The following is a 17365-nucleotide window of genomic DNA, read 5'->3' on the forward strand; positions in this document are numbered from 1 at the left end:
ACCCACCCCAGGGGGATCTCGTGACCACTGCACCCACCGCCACCGGGCCGCTCCTGCAGCCGTCCGGACCGCTGCTCGTCGCCCGCGACCTGCACGTCGCGTTCGGCCCGACCACCGCGCTCGCGAGCGCCTCCCTGGAGGTCCACGGGGGCGAGGTGCTCGCGCTCATGGGCCCGTCGGGCTCGGGGAAGTCGACGCTGCTGCACTGCCTCGCGGGCATCCTGCGGCCCGACTCGGGCACCGTCACGTTCGACGGCCGGGACGTCACCGCGATGTCCGACGCCGAGCGCAGCGCGCTGCGCCGCTCCGAGTTCGGGTTCGTGTTCCAGTTCGGCCAGCTCGTGCCCGAGCTGACGTGTGCGGAGAACGTCGCGCTGCCGCTGCGCCTGGCCGGCGTGACGCGCCGCGACGCACACCGCACGGCGCGCGAGTGGCTCGACCGGCTCGAGGTGCCCGACATCGCCGACAAGCGGCCCGGGCAGGTCTCGGGCGGTCAGGGGCAGCGCGCCGCGGTCGCCCGCGCGCTCATCACCCGGCCGCGCGTCGTGTTCGCCGACGAGCCCACGGGTGCGCTCGACTCCCTCAACGGCGAGCGCGTCATGCAGCTCTTCGTCGCCGCGGCCAAGGACACCGGTGCGGCCGTCGTGCTCGTCACGCACGAGGCGCGCGTCGCCGCGTACTCCGACCGCGAGGCCGTCGTGCGCGACGGCCTCGTGCGTGAGCAGGTGCCCGCATGACGCCCGGCCGCAGCAGCGCCCTGACCGATCTCGCGCTCGGCGTCCGGATGAGCGTGAGCGGTGGTCGTTCCGGCTGGGCCAGGCTCGGGCTCATCGCGACCGGCCTCGGGATCGGGGTGGCGATGCTCCTGCTCGTCGCGTCGTTGCCGACGGTCCTGGACATGCGCGCCGAGCGCGACGCCGCCCGGTACCCCGGCACGGAGGCCGTCGAGGCGGGCGACGACACGCTGCTGGTCAAGCGCATCTCCTCGGACACCGCCCAGGACCTCGTCGTCGGGTACCTGCTGCAGCCGGAGGGTGCGGACGCGCCACTGCCGCCCGGCGTGGACCGCACCCTCGCGCCCGGCGAGGCGCTGGTGTCACCCGCGCTGCAGCGTGTCCTCGAGTCGCCGCAGGGCGACCTCCTCGAGGGACGCTGGGGCGACCGGGTCGTGGGCACGATCGCCCCCGACGGCCTCGTCGGTCCCCAGGAGCTGCGCGTCTACGTGGGCACCGACCAGCTCACCGGCGCGAACGCGCAGCGCATCAGCGCCTTCGGACGCGACGTGCGGGACGGCGGCACGGACGCGACGACGATGCTCATGGCACTCGTCGGGCTGACCGGCCTGCTCGTCCCCGTCGCCGGGTTCATCGCGACCGCCGTGCGGTTCGGCGGCGAGGCCCGCGACCGTCGCCTCGCCGCGGTCCGCCTCGCGGGCGCCGACGCGGCGACCACGGGGCGCATCGCCGCGGGCGAGACGCTCGTCGGTGCGGTGGGCGGCCTGCTCGTCGGCGCCGGGCTGTTCGCCGTGCTGCGCGCGGTGGTCCCGCCCCTCGTGCCGCCGTCGCTGACGTTCCACGGCGCCGACCTGCGGCCCGCGCCGGCGCTCGCCGCGCTCGTCGTCGTGCTCGTCCCGGTCGCCGCCGTGCTGGTCACGCGCTCCGCGCTCAAGCACGTCATCGTCGAGCCGCTCGGCGTCGTCCGGCGCGGCACGGTCGTCCACCGGCGACTGTGGTGGCGGATCGCGGTCCCGTTCGTCGGGCTCGCGCTCATGCTGACACCGCTGCTCAGCGGCGGCGCCGGTTCCTTCGCGGACGCGGAGGGCCTCGTGCTGCTCGGGATGGTGCTGCTCCTCGTCGGCGTCGCACTGCTGCTGCCCTGGCTGCTCGACGTCACCGTGCGCCGGCTCGGTCCCGGCGCGCTGTCCTGGGACCTCGCGCTGCGTCGCCTGCAGCACGAGAGCGGCACGGCCGTGCGGGCGGTGTCCGCGGTCGTGGTCTCGGTCGCGTCGCTCGTCGCCGTGCACGGGCTGCTCGGCAGCGAGACCGGGACCCCGGGCGCGCAGGACGGGAAGTTCGAGGCGGTCGTGTACGACGACCTGCCCGGCTCGGACGGGTCCCACTGGGCGTCCGCACTCGCCGGGATCGACGGTGTGCAGAGCGTCGACACGCGCGTCATGACGTCGGCCGAGCCCGTCGGCGGCGGCGAGCCGATCGCGTTGGTCGTCGGCAGCTGCGCCGCTCTGGCGGACACGACCAGTTCGACCGCCTGCACGGACGGCGACGTCATGCTCGTCGCACCCTCCCACGCCGAGGTGCCCGCACCGGGCACCACGTACGTGCTGGGCGAGCCCGGCTCGGGCGCCTCGACCTGGTCTCTGCCGCCGGACGTGGCCACCGTCGAACCCGCGTACCCGGACAGCGCACCCTGGCTGTTCGTCACGCCGCAGGCGCTCGGCGACGCCGTCGTCGTGCCCTCCGGTGACGACTACGACAACGCCATCGTGACGATCGCGCTCGACCGCGCGGCACCCGACGTGACCGCGCGCCTGCAGACCGCGATCGCGCAGATCGACCCCACCGCGATGGTCGTCATCAACGACCCCGAGGCGACCAGCTCGATGGTCACGGGCATCCGCCAGGGGCTCATGCTGGGCACGGTCGCGCTGCTCGCGGTCGTCGGCGCGAACCTGCTGGTCACCACGGCCGAGCAGCTGCGCGAACGTCGACGTCCGCTCGCGGTCCTCGCCGCGTTCGGTGTGCGCCGCCGCGTGCTCGGGCTCTCGGTCCTGTTCCAGGTCGCGGTGCCGGTGGTCGTCGGGCTCGCGCTCGCGGTCGTCGTCGGCAGCGGCCTGGCCGTGATCCTGCAGGCCGGTGCCGACATGCCGGTGAGCCTGGACCTGGCGGGGATCGGTGTCACCGCGGGCGGGGCCGCCGCCGTGATCCTCCTCGCGACGGCGGCGCTGCTGCCGATGCTCGGCCGGGTCACGCGACCCGCGGGCCTGCAGGGCGAGTGACGCCCCTGCCCGTGGGCGTGCTGGGGGCGTCCACGGGCAGCGGTGTCCGGCTGACTTCCGTACCGGCTACGGATGCCGCCACGGGCCTGCGCACGTCAGGCTGGACCGATCCTGCGAGTGGGCAGCTCGGACGGAGGCCAGGCAGTGGACCCCCAGCACGTCAGGGCGAGCGCGCGCGCCGTCGCGTCGCCGCAGGTCGTCGCGCCCACCTCGTCGTCCCGTCCGACGACACCGCTCCTGCCCGCCCCGCTGCCGATGACGCCGCCGACGAGCGAGGCGACCGCCCCTGAACCGGCGCCACCCGGCGGCCTCGGCGTCCTGCGCCGCTACACCGACCGCAGCGCACCGGCGACCGCGAGCGCATCGTCGCCCGTCATCCGCCGCGCACGCGTCAAGGGGCGCGCCAAGAAGCAGCCCAGCAAGGGGATCACGAAGCGGCGGCACCGCACCAAGGCCGAGATCTTCAGCATGACCAGCAAGAAGCGGTTCGCGTCGACCGACCAGACGCTCACCGCGAGCCAGCAGGAGTCCGGCGGCTTCAAGCCCGAAGCGCACGAGACGGGCGAGGACTTCCGGTTCCGGTCCAACCCGACGACGCTCGGCATCAGCTCGGGCTACCACGAGGCCGCGGTCACCACGGACAACTTCACCTTCTTCCGCGGCGCCGACGACCAGGGCGACGGCACCGCACAGCTGCCGTCCAGCGCGAACACCGGTCCGCTCAAGGCGATCGCCGACGCCGTCGTCGACAAGTCCGTCCTCGACTTCCTGCTGCAGGCCGCCGACGGCTTCCGCACCGACACCGCCGTCACCATCCTGTCCGCACCGGACGGCGAACCGGCCGGCCACTCAGGCTCGGGCATCGCGCAGTCGGGCCAGAGCGCCGCGCACGACCTCCTGCGTGAGGCGTGCACCAGGATCCTCGAGGACCCCGAGAGCACCACGGTCTCGCAGCAGGCGATCACCGTGGCGCTCGGGGCCTACGTCGTCGGGTCGATCGCGCCCGGCAAGGTCGCGCGGCTCGTCACGACGAGCACGCTGAAGGCCGGTCAGGACGCGATCGACACGTGGGAGGCGCGACGCAACGACGCCAAGGCGCGCGTCGAAGGCCTGTTCGTGACGCTTCCCGAGAAGGAGCAGGCGTACGTCCAGCGGCACTCGCAGGCCTACCTCACGGCAGCGGACAGCACCGGCGGCCGCCACCTGGGCCAGAACACCAAGCCCCGCTTCAAGCGGGCGACGTCGCTGCCGCGCATCGAGAAGAACTACGGCTCGGAGGTCTCCGGCGGCAAGTACGACGAGTCACGGGGCAACGAGTCCACGCCCGCGCCCGCGTTCGGTTCCGCGTCCGACGTCGGGCTCTACGTCACCCAGCCCTTCCGCCTCGACCGTCAGTGACGACCTCGGGCGGGGCGTCCTTCGGCGAGACCGTCACGGTCGTCGGTCGTCGTGCGCGCCACGCATCCGCGCCGCAGGCCGCGCGGGACCATCGGCCCTCCCCGCGGCGCGCACACGCATGAGTGAATGGGCGACGTCGCATCGCCGACGGAGGAGATCGCATGCCCACGGCCGCCCCGGCCGCCGCCGCCGCGCGCCGGTCAGGTCGCGTCGGCGCCGTGGTGCGGTTCGGCGCGACCGGTGCGTCCGCCGCACTGCTGTACGGGGTCGTCGCCCTCGCGCTCGGGACGGCCTACCGCTGGCCCGCGCAGGCCGCCCACCTCACCGCGACCGTCGCCTCCACCGTCCTGGCCAGCTCGCTGCACCGGCGGTTCACGTTCCGCGCCGCGCGGACGACGTCGTGGCAGCAGGGTCAGGCGATCGGCTTCACCACCGCGCTCGTCGGCCTCGCGATGAGCACCCTCAGCCTCGACGTCTGGCGCCACCTCGCACCCCACGCGGACCGGATGAGCGGCGTCCTCCTGGTCTACGCCGTCAACGCGCTCATGGGCGTCGTGAACTTCGTCGTCCTGCGCCGCACGTTCACGGGCTCCGCAGCCCGCGGCCCGGCACGTCTGGCGACGTCCCTGCACATGAGGTGATCGACGGCCGGCGCCCCCTGTCGGCGGGCGCCGGGTAACCGTCCGCGGTCAACGCTCGCCGTCGGCGCTCCAGCACTCGAGCTTCCCGTTCACGTAGGCGTCCGCGTAGGAGCCGATCGGGTCCCCGGTCTTGACGTTGATCTGCACGGCCGCACCCAGGTTGAGCGAGGTCGCCGTCGACTGGATCACGTTCTGCGGCAGGGCCACCGTCACCGGGTCGCGGCGCTCCTGGACCACCTGCAGCGCGCCGGTGACGCCCTCGTGGTCCGTGTTGACGGCCTGCAGGCTGACGCGCCGGCACGTGGAGCGGTCGAGCGCGACGACGCGCGTGTAGTCCGTGTAGTACGTGTGGAACGCGTACCGGAACAGCGAGCCGTTGATGTCGACGGTCGAGGTCTTCCGGTTCGTCAGCTCGGCGAGCGACACCCACTCGAACGAGTACAGCGTCTTCGAGGCCGTCTTCGCCACGACGGTCCCCGACTTGCTCTTCACGACGACACGCACCCGGTACTTGCCCATGCCCGGCGTCGTGCTCGTGGCCGTCGTCGACGTGTTCGCCTTGAGCGACGCGATCTTCTTGAACGTCCCCGAGGTGCCGAACGTCCGCTGCAGCTCGACCTTGTACCCGGAGCGGACGTTCTTGGTCGAGTACCGGACCTTGAACGACTGCCCGGCCTGGCGCTTGCTGCTCACGAGCGTGAACGAGACGCTCGGCTTCGTCGCTGCAGGCTCGGCGGGAGCCGCGCTGGCGCCCACCGCGGCGCCGAACGTGAGCGCCACGGCGGCGAGCATCGAGACAACAGTGCGAGAGACGAGGGTCATCGGAGGTCCTCCACGGCGGGTCGGTGGTCCGCACGCTAGGGGCGCGGCGACGAGCCTCGGGGCTCTCGGCACTGCACCTCGCCCGATCAGGCGATCCCCGCCCACCCGTCCGCCCAGACGGTTGCGCCGGGCGACTTCCCCTGGACCGATGGCGACGGCTGTACGGGGCCCGTGAGCAGGCGGTCTACTGACCGCATGGCTTCCGACCCGGTCGCACCCGTCGAGCGCCACGCCAGCTGGAAGGAGCTGTTCTTCGACCTGGTGGTGGTCGCCGGCATCGGTCAGCTCGCCCACCTGCTGCACGAGGACACCGAGCCGACGACGCTCGGGGTGTACGCGGTCCTGTACCTCGCGTTCTGGATCTCCTGGGCGAGCTTCGCGGTCTACGGCAACATCGCGGGCGACGACGCCCGCACCGGCGTCCTGATCACGGCGATGCTCGGGCTGTCGGTGATGGCCGCCTCGGCCGCCGGGGTCCACGAGTCGCGGGCCGTGGCGTTCGTCGTCGCGTACGTGGCGCTGCGCTGGTTCGCGGGCGCTGTGTTCCAGCGCGGGAGGGTGCTGCTCGACTGGCCGCTCGCGCAGTACGGGCTCGGGGCCGTGCCGTGGCTGGTCTCCCTCTGGGTCGACCCGCCGGTGCGGTACTGGCTGTGGGGCGTCGGGATCGTCATCGACCTCGTCGTCCTGCTGCTCGCCACCCCGGCGCGGACCATGCAGAACGCGGAGGAGCGCCTCGAGCGGCGTGGCCGGTCGCGGGGTCCGTCCCGGGGCGGGCGCACGTTCGTCCTGCAGGGTACGCGCGCCGACGAGGAGCACCTCGCGGAGCGGCTCGGCCTGTTCGTCATCATCGTGCTCGGCGAGGGTCTGATCCTGATCATCGACGCCGCCTCCGACGACACCCGCTGGAACCTCGGGACCGCCGTCGTCGCGCTCGGCGCGTTCGCCCTGCTCGCCGCGGTGTGGACCGCGGGCCTGCTGCACGGCACCGCAGGCATCCCGCAGCTGCGGCCGCACCGCGTCGAGCCTCGGATCGTCATGCTCCTGCACGCGCTGCTCACGGGTGCGCTCGCCGCGCTCGCCGCGGGGCTCGGCGTCGCCGTCGAGCACGCCCACGAGCACCTCTCGTTCGAGTACCGCGCCCTGCTGTGCGGCGCGGTCGCGGCCTACTGCGCGCTGGGCGTGGTGACCGCGCTGCTCGTCAAGAAGGGACGCGGCTGGGTCCTGGTGCGAGGCGTGCCCAGCGTGGTCGCCCCGGTCGTCCTGCTGCTCGTCTGGCCGGACGTGTCCGTCGGCGCGCTCGTGTGGCTGCTCGTCGCGGTCGTCGGCTGGCTGGTGCTGGAGCCGCCCGCGGACGGTCGACCCCGCCGGAGGGGGCCGGTCGCCGCGCGCCCGGACCGGGCCGCCTAGGCTCGGTCGCGTGACCGCCACCGACGCCCGCCGCCTGCACACCACGACCGTCGGCGACAGCGGCGCGCGGGTCGTGTTCCTGCACGGGCTGTTCGGGCAGGGCCGCAACTTCACGCAGATCGCCAAGGCGCTCGAGCCGGCGGCGCAGTCGCTCCTGGTCGACCTGCCGAACCACGGCCGGTCCGCGTGGACGGAGCGGTTCGACTACACGGAGGTCGCCGACCTCGTCGCCGACGAGCTGCGGGCCGGGTTCGCCGCCGACGGCGCCGTGCACGTCGTCGGACACTCGATGGGCGGCAAGGTCGCGATGCTGCTCGCGCTGCGCCACCCGGAGCTCGTCGACCGGCTGGTGGTCGCGGACATCGCGCCCGCGTCCGGTGGGTCGCTCGGCGAGTTCGCGCACCTGCTCGACAGCCTGGCCGCGCTGGACCTGACGACGATCAAGCGGCGCAGCGACGCCGACGAGCAGCTCGCCGAGCGGGTCGACGACCCGCGGGTGCGCGGGTTCCTGCTGCAGAACCTGCGCGCACACGGCGACACCTTCCACTGGCAGGCGAACCTGGACCTGCTGCGCCGGTCGTTGCCCGTCATCGGCGGGTTCCCCGACATCGACGGAGCGACGTTCGACGGGCCCGTGCTGTGGGTCGCCGGGGACCGGTCGGACTACATCCGTCCCGACGAGCACGGCCCCGTCATGCGCGGCCTGTTCCCGCGGACGACGCTCGTCACCATCAAGGGCGCCGGCCACTGGGTGCACTCCGAGCAGCCCGAGGCCTTCGTCTCCGTGCTGCGGCACTTCCTCGACCTCCCAGACGCACCGGCCTGACCCGCGTCACCCGGAGCCGTCCCGTTGCTCCGCGTTCCGCTAGGTTCGCGCTGTCGAGAGGAGAACGCCCATGTCGTTCCAGGCCTATCTGGACACCATCGAGGACAAGACCGGTCTCACCCCGCGACAGCTCGTCGAGATCGCTCACGAGAAGGGGCTCGACGCCCCGGGCGCCAAGGCCGCCGGCGTGGTGGCGTGGCTGCAGGAGGACTACGGCGTCGGCCGCGGGCACGCGATGGCGCTCTGGCACGTGATCACCAAGGGCCCGCAGATCGGCACGAAGCACGTCGGGACGCAGGGCTCGCACCGCGACGAGAGCGACACCCTCTGGCTCGACGGCAAGGCGACCAAGCCCCGCTGACGCTCACCCAGCGGGTCCGGCGTGGCGTGGATACGCTCGCCGAGGCGGCGACGCCGCTGCACGGCTGCTGCAGGCGAGGGGAGAGTCCATGGGCATCAAGGACGACGACATCACGAGCGAGCCGGCCTCCGCAGGGGAGGGCGTGGCCGACGGCGGCGCCAACCCCGGCGGGCACGACGGCGGCGCGGACGGCTCCGCGGGCGAAGGCCCCGCGGACGGCGGCGCCAATCCCGGCGGGCACGACGGCGGCGCGGACGGCTCCGCGGGCGAAGGCCCGGCCGACGGCGGCGCGAACCCCGGCGGGCACGACGGCGGGGCGGACGGCTCGGCGTAGTGGCGCAGGACGCCCTGACGGAGCGCGGACCGGTCACCCGGTCCGCGCTCTCGCGCTGCATCCACCTGCCGGTCGAGCAGTTCGCGCGTGAGCACTGGGGCCGGGCGGCCCTCCTGTCCCCGGCGAACGACGACTTCTCCGACCTCTTCTCCCCCGCGGCCGTCGACGAGCTGGTGGGACGACGAGCGTTGCGCACGCCGTTCATCCGGCTCGCGCACGAGGGGAGCGTGCTGGCGCCGGAGCGGTTCACCGCGTCGGGCGGGTTCGGCGCCGAGGTGGCGGACCAGGTGTCGAGCGACAAGGTGCTCGCGGAGTTCGCGGCCGGGGCGACGATCGTCCTGCAAGGCCTGCACCGGATGTGGCCCCCGCTCGTGGACTTCACGCGCGCGCTCGTCGGCGAGCTCGGCCACCCCGCGCAGGTCAACGCGTACGTGACGCCGCCGTCGTCGCAGGGGTTCTCGCCGCACTACGACACGCACGACGTGTTCGTCCTGCAGGTGTCCGGCGAGAAGCACTGGGTGATCCACGCACCCGTGCACCCCGACCCGCTCAAGGGCCAGGTGTGGACGGACCACCGCGAGCAGGTCGCCGCGGCGGCCGCGGGCGAGCCCGTCATCGACCGGGTGCTGCGTCCCGGCGACGCCCTCTACCTGCCGCGCGGGTGGATCCACTCGGCGACGGCGCTGGGCGACACGTCGATCCACCTGACCGTCGGCATGGCCGCCTACACGCGCGCCGACGTCGTCGACACGCTGCTGAGCGTCGTCGGCGACACGCGCGCGCTGCGCGCCTCCCTGCCGCTGGGTGTCGACGTGTCCGACGCCGACCAGCTCCGGCCGATCGTGCAAGAGACCGTGGACGCGCTGGTCACGGCTCTGACGTCGGCCGCGGACCCCGGCGGTCTGGTCGCCCGCCGGCTCGGCGCGCGCTTCGAGCGCGACACCCGCCCCGAGCCGGTCGCCCCGCTCGCCACGCTCGCCGCGATCGGCTCGCTGTCCGAGCACACGCGCGTCCGCTGGCGCGACGGCCTCGGCGGTCGCCTCGAGACCGACGGCGATACGGTGCGGCTGACCGCCGGACGCGTCGTGCTGTCGCTGCCTGCCGAGGCGTCGCCCGCGCTGCAGGTGCTGCTCACCGGCGACCCGGTCGCCGTCGGGTCGCTGCCCGGGCTGGACCTGGCGAGCGCGGTCGTCGTCGTGCGGCGCCTGCTGCGCGAGGGTGTGGCGGTGACGTCGCCGTGAACCACGCGTGGGTGCCGTGCAGCGACGGCGCCCGCGCACGCCAGGACTCGCTCGTCGCCACCGGCTCGCACGGCGACCGGTGGTTCCTCGTCGAGAACCAGGCCGGGTGGGGTCGGCACGCGCTCCTGGACCCACCGTTCGACCCGGCGCTCGGGCGCGCGCTCGTGCACCGGATCGAGGGCGCGGGCATCCGACCGCTCGCCATCCGGCGCCCCGGACGACGAGTGACGCAGACGGGCACGCGCTGGGCCCTGGTCGACTCGCGCCCCGGCCAGGAGTCGGTGCGGTGGGGACAGGTCGCCGACGTCCGCGACCTTCTGGACGTCCCGCTCGACGGCCCCGCCGGCACCCCGTCGGACCGCCCGGTGCTCGCCGTCTGCGCGCACGGCCGCCACGACCGGTGCTGCGCCGTGCGCGGGCGCGTCGTCGCGGCGCGCCTCGCCGCGGCCTACCCCGAGGAGACCTGGGAGTGCTCGCACCTGGGCGGGGACCGGTTCGCCGGGACGATGGTGCTGCTCCCCCACGGCCTGTACTACGGCTGGGCCGACGACGCAGATGCGGCCGCGATCGTCGACGCCTACCTGGCCGGGCGCGTCGACCCGCGCTTCCTGCGCGGCCGCAGCGCCTACTCCCACCCGGTGCAGGCGGCCCAGCACTTCGCCCGCGCCGAGCGCGGCGACGACACCCTCGACGCCTACGCCCCGCTCCACGAGGAGCGCACCGGCGACGGCTGGTCGGTGCAGCTGAGCACCCCCGACGGACCGATCACGGTCCGCCTCGTCGAGACGCAGTCTGAACCCCTGCTCTCCACCTGCGCAGCAACCCGCCCCCTCCCGGTCCGCCGGTGGATCCTCGACGCGATCGAGCCTCGACCCACCGCGCGAGGTCCTGGTGTGGGGGCGGACGGCCTCGCGTGACCGCGACCGGGCGCTGCCGCCGTATCAGTCGAACAGGCCGATCACGTAGCCGACGAAGAACAGCAGGAGCACGACGACGAACGCACCGATCACCGCGTACGCGGCCCAGTTGGAGCGCGTCGAACCCGTGCCCGGCTGTCGGTCCGACGCACCGGACATCGACGACTCCGCCGGCGGCGTGTCACCGGGCGCGACACCGCCACCGGGTTCGAGGCCCGGCGTCTGGTCCGGGTCCGGATCGGGATTGCGGTGCATGTCGCCGGTGCTCATGCGTCCCCTCTCGTCGTCCCTCCAGCGTGAGGGCCGACCGGCGGACCGGCAACCGGCGGCACGCGATCCCGCCGACCGCCTCAGCGCCCGCCCCGCCCCCGCCCCCGGCCGGCGCCGGGTCGGTCGTGCCTGCCGTCCAGGTGCCCGGCCTGGCCGTCAGAGACACCCCAACCTTGGCGGTCCCCGAGATCACCGGGTCGACGCTGGGTGTCCGCGAACCGTGGTGAGCTGGCCGCAGCGGACGCCGGGGCCTCTGTGACGCCCATCCCCCGCGGTCCGCGTCGTCAAACTGACCCCGTGAAAGGGTGGCGCTCGGGATGGAACGCGCGTACGTTCTTGGAACGTTGTACAGGGTATACGGGGCGTACATGGCCCCTCGTCGTCATGATCGCGATCTGCTGGGAGCTGCTGTGTCTGTGCTCGAACTGTCCGCGACCGAAGCGCGCACACGGTTCAAGGACGTCCTGGACGCCGCCGAGCGCGGGCGTGCGACCTCGATCGTCCGCGACCGCACCCATTTCGCGGTCGTGGACGGCGAGCGCCTCCGGTCTGCCCTCGCCCACCTCGTCGAGGCCGACGCGCGGCTCGTAGCGGAGGCCGGTGGTTGGTCCGCGTTCCTCGTGGGCCGTCCGATCTCCGCATCCGGGAGCACGGTGGAAGAGGCGATCGAGGACCTTCTCGTCGCGGTGCGCGAGTACGCCGACGACTTCAACGATCGGCTCTCGGGCGCACCCAACCATGCGGCGAACTGGCAGTTCGTCCAGCTGGTCGCACTGTCCGACGACGACGACCTCCGCGAGTGGCTCGTGGGGGACGCGGCGCGCCAGCTCGAACCCTCGAGCCGGTGAGCGCCGGCAGGAGGATCGGCACCAGGGACGACCACGAGAGGTTCTGCGAGGTCGAGGGCTGGGACCAGGTGCGCAGCGCACGCGGAAAGCTCACCGGTCACCACGCCACCTACGAGCTCGCCCTGCCGGACGGCCGAATCCTGCGCACGCGGATCTCACGGCCCGTCGACGCCACCGTCTACGGGGTGAGCCTCTGGGACCATATCCTGCGAGACCAGCTGGACGTCACCGAGGACGAGTTCTGGTCGTGCGCGAAGGACGGACGTCGACCTGAGCGTTCGCCCGCACTGGTTGAACCCGAGAACGCCTTGCCCCTCGGCCTGGTCCTCGCCCTCAAGCGGGAGCTCGGGTTGAGTGACGACGAGCTCAAGACCATCACGAAGGACGACGCCGTTGCCCGCCTGAACGAGCACTGGGCGAAGGGCTAGCCAGCCGTTCTCCCCGGTTGCATCGGTCGACAGGGGCGCTCAGGGCCCGCCTCGAAGCGGTGGCCCCCGGCCTGGACACCGTCGTGCGCATCGCCGAGACCTTCGACGTCACCGTGGACTACCTCGTCCTCCCCGACACCCTCAGCCGATCCGCCTATCAACCGCCGAGAGTGGGGCGCTCACTTCGTCGCGCGTCGTCAGAACGTGCGATCTGGAGCATCCGCACAAGGAGTCAGCAGAACCTGAGACACCCACAGTCCCAGAGAACCAGCGTCCGCCACCGTCCCGTTCCAGCGAACCCACTCACGTTCCAGAAGGACACGGATGTCGGCGCGGCGCGTCAGTTGGACTCGGACTTGCCGTGGCGCCAGTAGCCCATGAACGCGACGGCCTTGCGGTCGATGCCGCGCTCGGTGACGAGGTGGCGGCGCAGGCCGCGGATGACGGCGGACTCACCGGCGAGCCACGCGTACAGGGGCGCGGTCTCGCGCAGCGGGGTGCCGGTCGTGTGGTCGACCGGAACCTCCCACACGTCGTCGTCGGTGGGGTTGTAGGACCACGGGACGTCGACGAGCTCGGCGGCGGCCGTGCGCGCGGGCAGCACGCGGGCGGCGGCCGCGCGGACGGCGGGGTCGAGGAGCGAGCCGTGCGGGGCGCCGTCGCGTCCGAGCCAGTGGACGGTCACGCCCGCGGGGGCGACCAGGTCCAGGCGGTCGTCGGAGAACGGCATCTCGATGAGGGCCTCGCCGCGCGCGTCGGCGGGCAGGCGCTCGAGGATGTTCGCGATCGCGGGCAGCGCGGTCTCGTCGCCGGCGATGAGGAACTGCTCGGTGCTCAGCGGCGGGATGAAGTCGACGCCGCCGTGCGGACCGGTGGCGTCCGCGTTGGGGCCGAGGACGACGAGCTCGTCGCCGACCGTCGCGTTCATCGCCCACCGCGACGCGGGGCCGTGGTCGCCGTGCAGGACGATGTCGACGTCGAGCTCACGCACGTGCGGGCGCACCTGGCGGGCGGTGTACGTGCGCATGGGGTGGCGCTGGTCGTCGGGTAGCTCGCGCCAGCGGCCGTACCAGTCGCCGCTCGCCGTGAGGTCGAGGAGCTCGGCGTAGCCGCAGTCGAGCGGCAGGAAGAACTTGATGCGCTGGTCGAAGCCGTTGTCGGCGAACTTGTGCAGGTCGTCGCCGGTGAAGGTGACGCGCAGCAGGCTCGGGCACAGGCGCTGGACCTCGCGGACGGTGACCGCGAACGTGCGGAACGGGTTCGCGGCGGGCGCCTCGACGGGCGCCGCGGTGGCGTTCTGGGTCACGGTCACGTCGAGCACTGTAGGCAGGCAAGCCTTACCTCATCAAGCCCGCATGACTCACGTCACATCCCGATCAGGCGACCGGTCAGGCGACCGTGGTCCCGAACGTCAGGCCGAGCAGGTACGTCGCGGCGGCGGCGCCCCAGCCGATCGCGAGCTGGCGCAGCGCTCGCTTGGCGGGCGACGTGCCGGACAGCAGGCCGACGACCGCGCCCGTCACGAGCAGCGCGGCACCGACGAGGCCCGTCGACCACGCGACCGCCGTCCACCCCGTCGCGCCGAGCAGGTACGGCAGCACGGGCACCGCGGCGCCGGACGCGAAGAAGCAGAAGCTCGCCACCGACGCACCCACCGCGGTGCCGATCGTCTCGTGCTCGTCGGCCTCGCCCTGCGCCGACGAGGGCGCGGCCGGCGACGACGTGGAGGTCGCCGACGAGGCGGTCGCGTCCGACGAGGAGCCGACCTCGGCCTCGTCGTCCGGGACGGCCAGGGCGGCGCCCGCGTACTGCTCGAGCGACGTCAGGACCGTGCGGGCGTGGGCCGCGGCCTCGTCGGCCGCCATCCCGCGCGCCCGGTAGACCAGCGCGAGCTCGTTGGCGTCGATGTCGAGGTGCGGCAGCGCCGCGCGGGCGTGCGGGCCGGGCCGCGACGCCTCGAGCAGCTCGCGCTGCGACCGGACCGAGACGTACTCCCCCGCACCCATGGACAGCGCGCCGGCGAGCAGCCCCGCCACGCCGGTGAGCAGCACGGTCCCCGACGAGACGCCCGATGCGCCGATGCCCAGCACGAGCGCCAGGTTCGAGACCAGGCCGTCGTTCGCGCCGAACACCGCGGCACGGAACGTGCCCGACATCCGGTTGCGGCCGCGCGTCGCCAGGCTGCGCACGACCTCCTCGTGGATGCGTTCGTCGGCCGCCATCTGCGCGGTCGCGTCCGCGTCGTCGTCGTACGACGAACGTGCCTCCGCCCGCTGCGCGAGCGCGAGGACGAACACCGACCCGAACCGCCGCGCGAGCCAGCCGAGCACGCGCGTGCGGAAGTCGCCCCGCAGGGGCTTGCCGACGTCGTCGCCCAGCAGGTCGAGCCAGTGCTGCTCGTGCCGGCGCTCGGCCTCCGCCAGGGCGAGCAGGATCTCGCGCTCCTCACCGGCCCGCCGCGACGCCAGGTCGCGGTACACAGCGGCTTCCGCGCGCTCGTCGGCCAGGTACTGGCGCCACTTGCGCACCTGGGCGCTCGTGGGTGCGTTCTCGGTCGTCACCGGGCCATGGTGTCAGCCGCGATCCGGACGATCCGGGCATCGGGGCGAGTTCGCCGACCCGAATCGAGCGATGCGGCGACCCTCGCGCGCCGCACCCCGGCCGCCACTAGCATCCGGGTGTGAGGAAGATCCGGGTATTCGCAGGGCAGGCGGGTCGGAGCTTCGCAGCGGGGATGTGCGAGCACCTTCAGGTACCTCTCAGCCCGTCGCGCCTGCAGCGGTTCGCCAACGACTGCCTGCAGGTCCAGCTCCTCGCCAACTGCCGCGAGCGCGACGTCTTCCTGGTGCAGCCGATCGTCGCGCCCGTGCAGGAGAACCTGATGGAGCTCCTGCTCATGGTCGACGCGGCGCGTGGCGCCTCGGCGCGGCGGATCACCGCGGTGATGCCGCACTTCGCGTACGCGCGCTCCGACAAGAAGGATGCGCCGCGCATCTCGATCGGCGGTCGGCTCGTCGCGGACCTGCTGGCCACCGCGGGCGTCGACCGCGTGCTGACGATGTCGCTGCACGCGCCGCAGGTGCACGCGTTCTTCCGCGTCCCCACCGACCAGCTGCACGCGCTGCACGAGCTCGCGACGCACTTCTCGCTGCAGGACCTGTCCCGCACCACGGTCGTCTCCCCCGACCTCGGCAACGCCAAGACCGCGACGACGTTCGCGAAGATGCTCGGCACGCCCGTCGCCGCCGGCTCCAAGGAGCGGCTCGACGGTGACGCCGTGACGATCTCGACGATCATCGGCGACGTCGCCGGGCGCGACGTGATCGTCCTCGACGACGAGATCGCGAACGGCAGCACGATCCAGGCGATCGTCCGCCTGCTCGACCAGGCCGGGGCGCGGCGCATCCAGGTCGCGTGCACGCACGGCCTGTTCTCCCACGGCGCGCTGGACCGGATCACCGCGTCGGGCCGCGTCGACGGTGTGGTCTGCACGGACACCGTCCCGCACGACGACCTCGCCGACGACGACCGCGTGACCGTCCTGGGTGTCGCGCCCGCGTTCGCGGAGGCCGTGCGGCGCATCCACTCGGGCGAGTCCGTGAGCGCGTTGTTCGGCCACTGACCGCGCGGTCGCCCGGACGTCGTCGCCGGCGTCAGCGCCAGGGCGGTGCGGGAACCCGCACGGGGGCGTCGGTCGCGGCGGCCTCCTCCATCGCCAGGCCGAGGCGGTGGTCGTGGCAGCCCTCCGCGAGCGGGTAGGGCTGCGGGCCGCCGTCGTGCAGCCACGACGAGCACGCCGCGAGCAGGTGCGCGACCGCGAGCTCGTCGTCGGCGAACCGCGACCCGACGAACGGGTTCCGGTACAGCACGCGCTCGCCCAGGCTCAGGTGCTCGAGGTCGAACCCGTCGAGGTTCTGCTCGAGCCCGCTGATGCGTCGCTCGATGCGGCTCGTCAGGACGGTGCGCTCACCGCCCCACCACGTGACCTCGTCGCCGACGATCTCGCCGTGCGACCCGCGCACGACGATGCGGTTGGTGCGCAGCGGGTTGTGCCACTGGTTGTCGGTGAAGTCGTACACCGCGGACCGGCCGTCGCCCAGGTCGAGCGTCGCGAGCAGCGTGCTCGCCGCGCGGGGCTGCGCCTCGTCGTCCCAGCCGTCGCGCTGGAGAGGGTCGAGCAGAGGCGCCGTGAAGCGCTGGGCGCGGACGACGACCTCGTCCCGGCCCACGGAGAGCAGGTGCCGGATGAGACCGACTGCGTGGTACAGATGCGTCGACGAGATCTGTACAGAGGTCGCCTCGCCGAGGAGACCGGCGTCGACCACCGCTCGTCGGGCCTGGTGCGCGGGCATGAACGGGCTGTGCTCGGCCACCTGCACGAGCCCCGACGCGCCCACGTCCGCCCACAGCCTCTCGAGCCCGTCGACGTCCGGGGCCGGCGGCGTCTCCGCGAGCACCGGTACGCCCGCGGCGACGAGCTCGCGCGTCGCCTCCGGCGTCACCGGCCAGGGCACGGACACCACGACGAGGTCGGGCCGGTCCGGGCCTGCGACGAGCTCGGCGATCGTGCGGACCGTGGGCACACCCCACTCGGCCTCGACGTGCGCGCCACGGTCCGCCGACCGCGTCACCACCCCGGTGCACGCGAACCGCTCCGGCAGCATCCGCGCCGCCCTCGCGAAGAACTGCGCCCGCCACCCGCTCCCGACGATCCCGAACCTCAGCTGCGCCATCGCGACCTCCTCGTCGCCCCGACCCTAACCGCGTCCCCACTTCGTCCACAGACCGGCCCCCTGGCCCCCTCCCCAGGCGCTACGTTCCGGGGGGAGCCCGAACGCCAGTGACGGGCACGTCGCAGG

Annotated in this window: 18 protein-coding genes; 13 read left to right on the forward strand and 5 right to left on the reverse strand. The window is 73.5% G+C overall.

Annotated features, from left to right (window positions below; genetic code table 11):
- The first annotated feature begins 20 nt into the window (after positions 1 to 20).
- The 4 genes from CPE01_RS12325 to CPE01_RS12340 all read left to right on the forward strand — a co-directional run bounded on the left by CPE01_RS12325 (position 21) and on the right by CPE01_RS12340 (position 5052).
- Positions 21 to 737, forward strand: coding sequence for an ABC transporter ATP-binding protein (locus CPE01_RS12325; RefSeq protein WP_246783912.1), 717 nt, complete (start codon positions 21 to 23; stop codon positions 735 to 737).
- Positions 734 to 3013 carry an FtsX-like permease family protein gene (locus CPE01_RS12330; protein ID WP_146807122.1) on the forward strand — a complete coding sequence of 760 codons (2280 nt, stop codon included), beginning with the start codon at positions 734 to 736 and terminating at the stop codon, positions 3011 to 3013. Before CPE01_RS12325 ends, CPE01_RS12330 begins: the two co-directional genes overlap by 4 nt.
- 144 nt (positions 3014 to 3157) lie before the next feature.
- The gene (locus CPE01_RS12335; RefSeq protein ID WP_146807123.1) at positions 3158 to 4411 is read left to right on the forward strand and encodes a hypothetical protein; all 1254 of its coding nucleotides are present in this window, start codon (positions 3158 to 3160) and stop codon (positions 4409 to 4411) included.
- A 161-nt stretch (positions 4412 to 4572) separates the two neighbouring features.
- A complete protein-coding gene (locus CPE01_RS12340; protein ID WP_146807124.1) occupies positions 4573 to 5052 on the forward strand; it encodes a GtrA family protein in 480 nt (159 codons plus the stop codon).
- 48 nt (positions 5053 to 5100) lie between these two features.
- Here CPE01_RS12340 and CPE01_RS12345 read toward each other — a convergent pair whose 3' ends face one another.
- The gene (locus tag CPE01_RS12345; protein ID WP_146807125.1) at positions 5101 to 5874 is read right to left on the reverse strand and encodes a hypothetical protein; all 774 of its coding nucleotides are present in this window, start codon (positions 5872 to 5874) and stop codon (positions 5101 to 5103) included.
- 195 nt (positions 5875 to 6069) lie between these two features.
- Here CPE01_RS12345 and CPE01_RS12350 point away from each other — a divergent pair, with 195 nt between their 5' ends.
- From CPE01_RS12350 to CPE01_RS12375, 6 genes are all read left to right on the forward strand, one after another.
- Positions 6070 to 7281, forward strand: a complete 1212-nt coding sequence (locus CPE01_RS12350) for a low temperature requirement protein A (protein ID WP_146807126.1) — start codon at positions 6070 to 6072, stop codon at positions 7279 to 7281.
- A 10-nt stretch (positions 7282 to 7291) separates the two neighbouring features.
- Positions 7292 to 8107, forward strand: a complete 816-nt coding sequence (locus tag CPE01_RS12355) for an alpha/beta fold hydrolase (RefSeq protein WP_246783913.1) — start codon at positions 7292 to 7294, stop codon at positions 8105 to 8107.
- Between the two features lie 70 nt (positions 8108 to 8177).
- Positions 8178 to 8468, forward strand: coding sequence for a DUF4287 domain-containing protein (locus CPE01_RS12360; RefSeq protein WP_146807127.1), 291 nt, complete (start codon positions 8178 to 8180; stop codon positions 8466 to 8468).
- An 88-nt stretch (positions 8469 to 8556) separates the two neighbouring features.
- Positions 8557 to 8802 carry a BatC protein gene (locus CPE01_RS16925; RefSeq protein ID WP_146807128.1) on the forward strand — a complete coding sequence of 82 codons (246 nt, stop codon included), beginning with the start codon at positions 8557 to 8559 and terminating at the stop codon, positions 8800 to 8802.
- Positions 8802 to 10043, forward strand: a complete 1242-nt coding sequence (locus CPE01_RS12370) for a cupin domain-containing protein (protein WP_222592918.1) — start codon at positions 8802 to 8804, stop codon at positions 10041 to 10043. Before CPE01_RS16925 ends, CPE01_RS12370 begins: the two co-directional genes overlap by 1 nt.
- Positions 10040 to 10960, forward strand: coding sequence for a ferredoxin family protein (locus tag CPE01_RS12375; RefSeq protein WP_146807129.1), 921 nt, complete (start codon positions 10040 to 10042; stop codon positions 10958 to 10960). Before CPE01_RS12370 ends, CPE01_RS12375 begins: the two co-directional genes overlap by 4 nt.
- A gap of 24 nt (positions 10961 to 10984) precedes the next feature.
- On the opposite strand, the gene CPE01_RS12380 is transcribed toward CPE01_RS12375, so the two are convergent.
- Positions 10985 to 11230 carry a DUF6480 family protein gene (locus CPE01_RS12380; RefSeq protein WP_146807130.1) on the reverse strand — a complete coding sequence of 82 codons (246 nt, stop codon included), beginning with the start codon at positions 11228 to 11230 and terminating at the stop codon, positions 10985 to 10987.
- Positions 11231 to 11547: 317 nt separating this feature from the next.
- Here CPE01_RS12380 and CPE01_RS12385 point away from each other — a divergent pair, with 317 nt between their 5' ends.
- Entirely contained in the window at positions 11548 to 12078 is a 531-nt protein-coding gene (locus CPE01_RS12385; protein WP_222592919.1) for a RelB antitoxin-like protein, read from the forward strand.
- Positions 12075 to 12506 (forward strand): cytotoxic translational repressor of toxin-antitoxin stability system, encoded by a 432-nt coding sequence (locus tag CPE01_RS12390; protein WP_222592920.1) that lies wholly within the window; start codon positions 12075 to 12077, stop codon positions 12504 to 12506. Before CPE01_RS12385 ends, CPE01_RS12390 begins: the two co-directional genes overlap by 4 nt.
- 340 nt (positions 12507 to 12846) lie before the next feature.
- Here the strand turns inward: CPE01_RS12390 and CPE01_RS12395 are convergent, their stop codons facing one another.
- Positions 12847 to 13812: a siderophore-interacting protein gene (locus CPE01_RS12395; protein ID WP_371862008.1), complete on the reverse strand. Its 966-nt coding sequence runs from the start codon at positions 13810 to 13812 to the stop codon at positions 12847 to 12849.
- Between the two features lie 82 nt (positions 13813 to 13894).
- Positions 13895 to 15067: a VIT1/CCC1 transporter family protein gene (locus CPE01_RS12400; protein ID WP_146807132.1), complete on the reverse strand. Its 1173-nt coding sequence runs from the start codon at positions 15065 to 15067 to the stop codon at positions 13895 to 13897.
- 119 nt (positions 15068 to 15186) lie between these two features.
- On the opposite strand from CPE01_RS12400, the gene CPE01_RS12405 reads away from it, so the two are divergent.
- A complete protein-coding gene (locus tag CPE01_RS12405) occupies positions 15187 to 16128 on the forward strand; it encodes a ribose-phosphate diphosphokinase (RefSeq protein ID WP_146807133.1) in 942 nt (313 codons plus the stop codon).
- A 31-nt stretch (positions 16129 to 16159) separates the two neighbouring features.
- Here the strand turns inward: CPE01_RS12405 and CPE01_RS12410 are convergent, their stop codons facing one another.
- Positions 16160 to 17239, reverse strand: coding sequence for a Gfo/Idh/MocA family protein (locus tag CPE01_RS12410; protein ID WP_146807134.1), 1080 nt, complete (start codon positions 17237 to 17239; stop codon positions 16160 to 16162).
- Positions 17240 to 17365: the final 126 nt, after the last annotated feature.

It is taken from the genome of Cellulomonas persica, assembly GCF_007989825.1.
Lineage (GTDB): Bacteria > Actinomycetota > Actinomycetes > Actinomycetales > Cellulomonadaceae > Cellulomonas > Cellulomonas persica.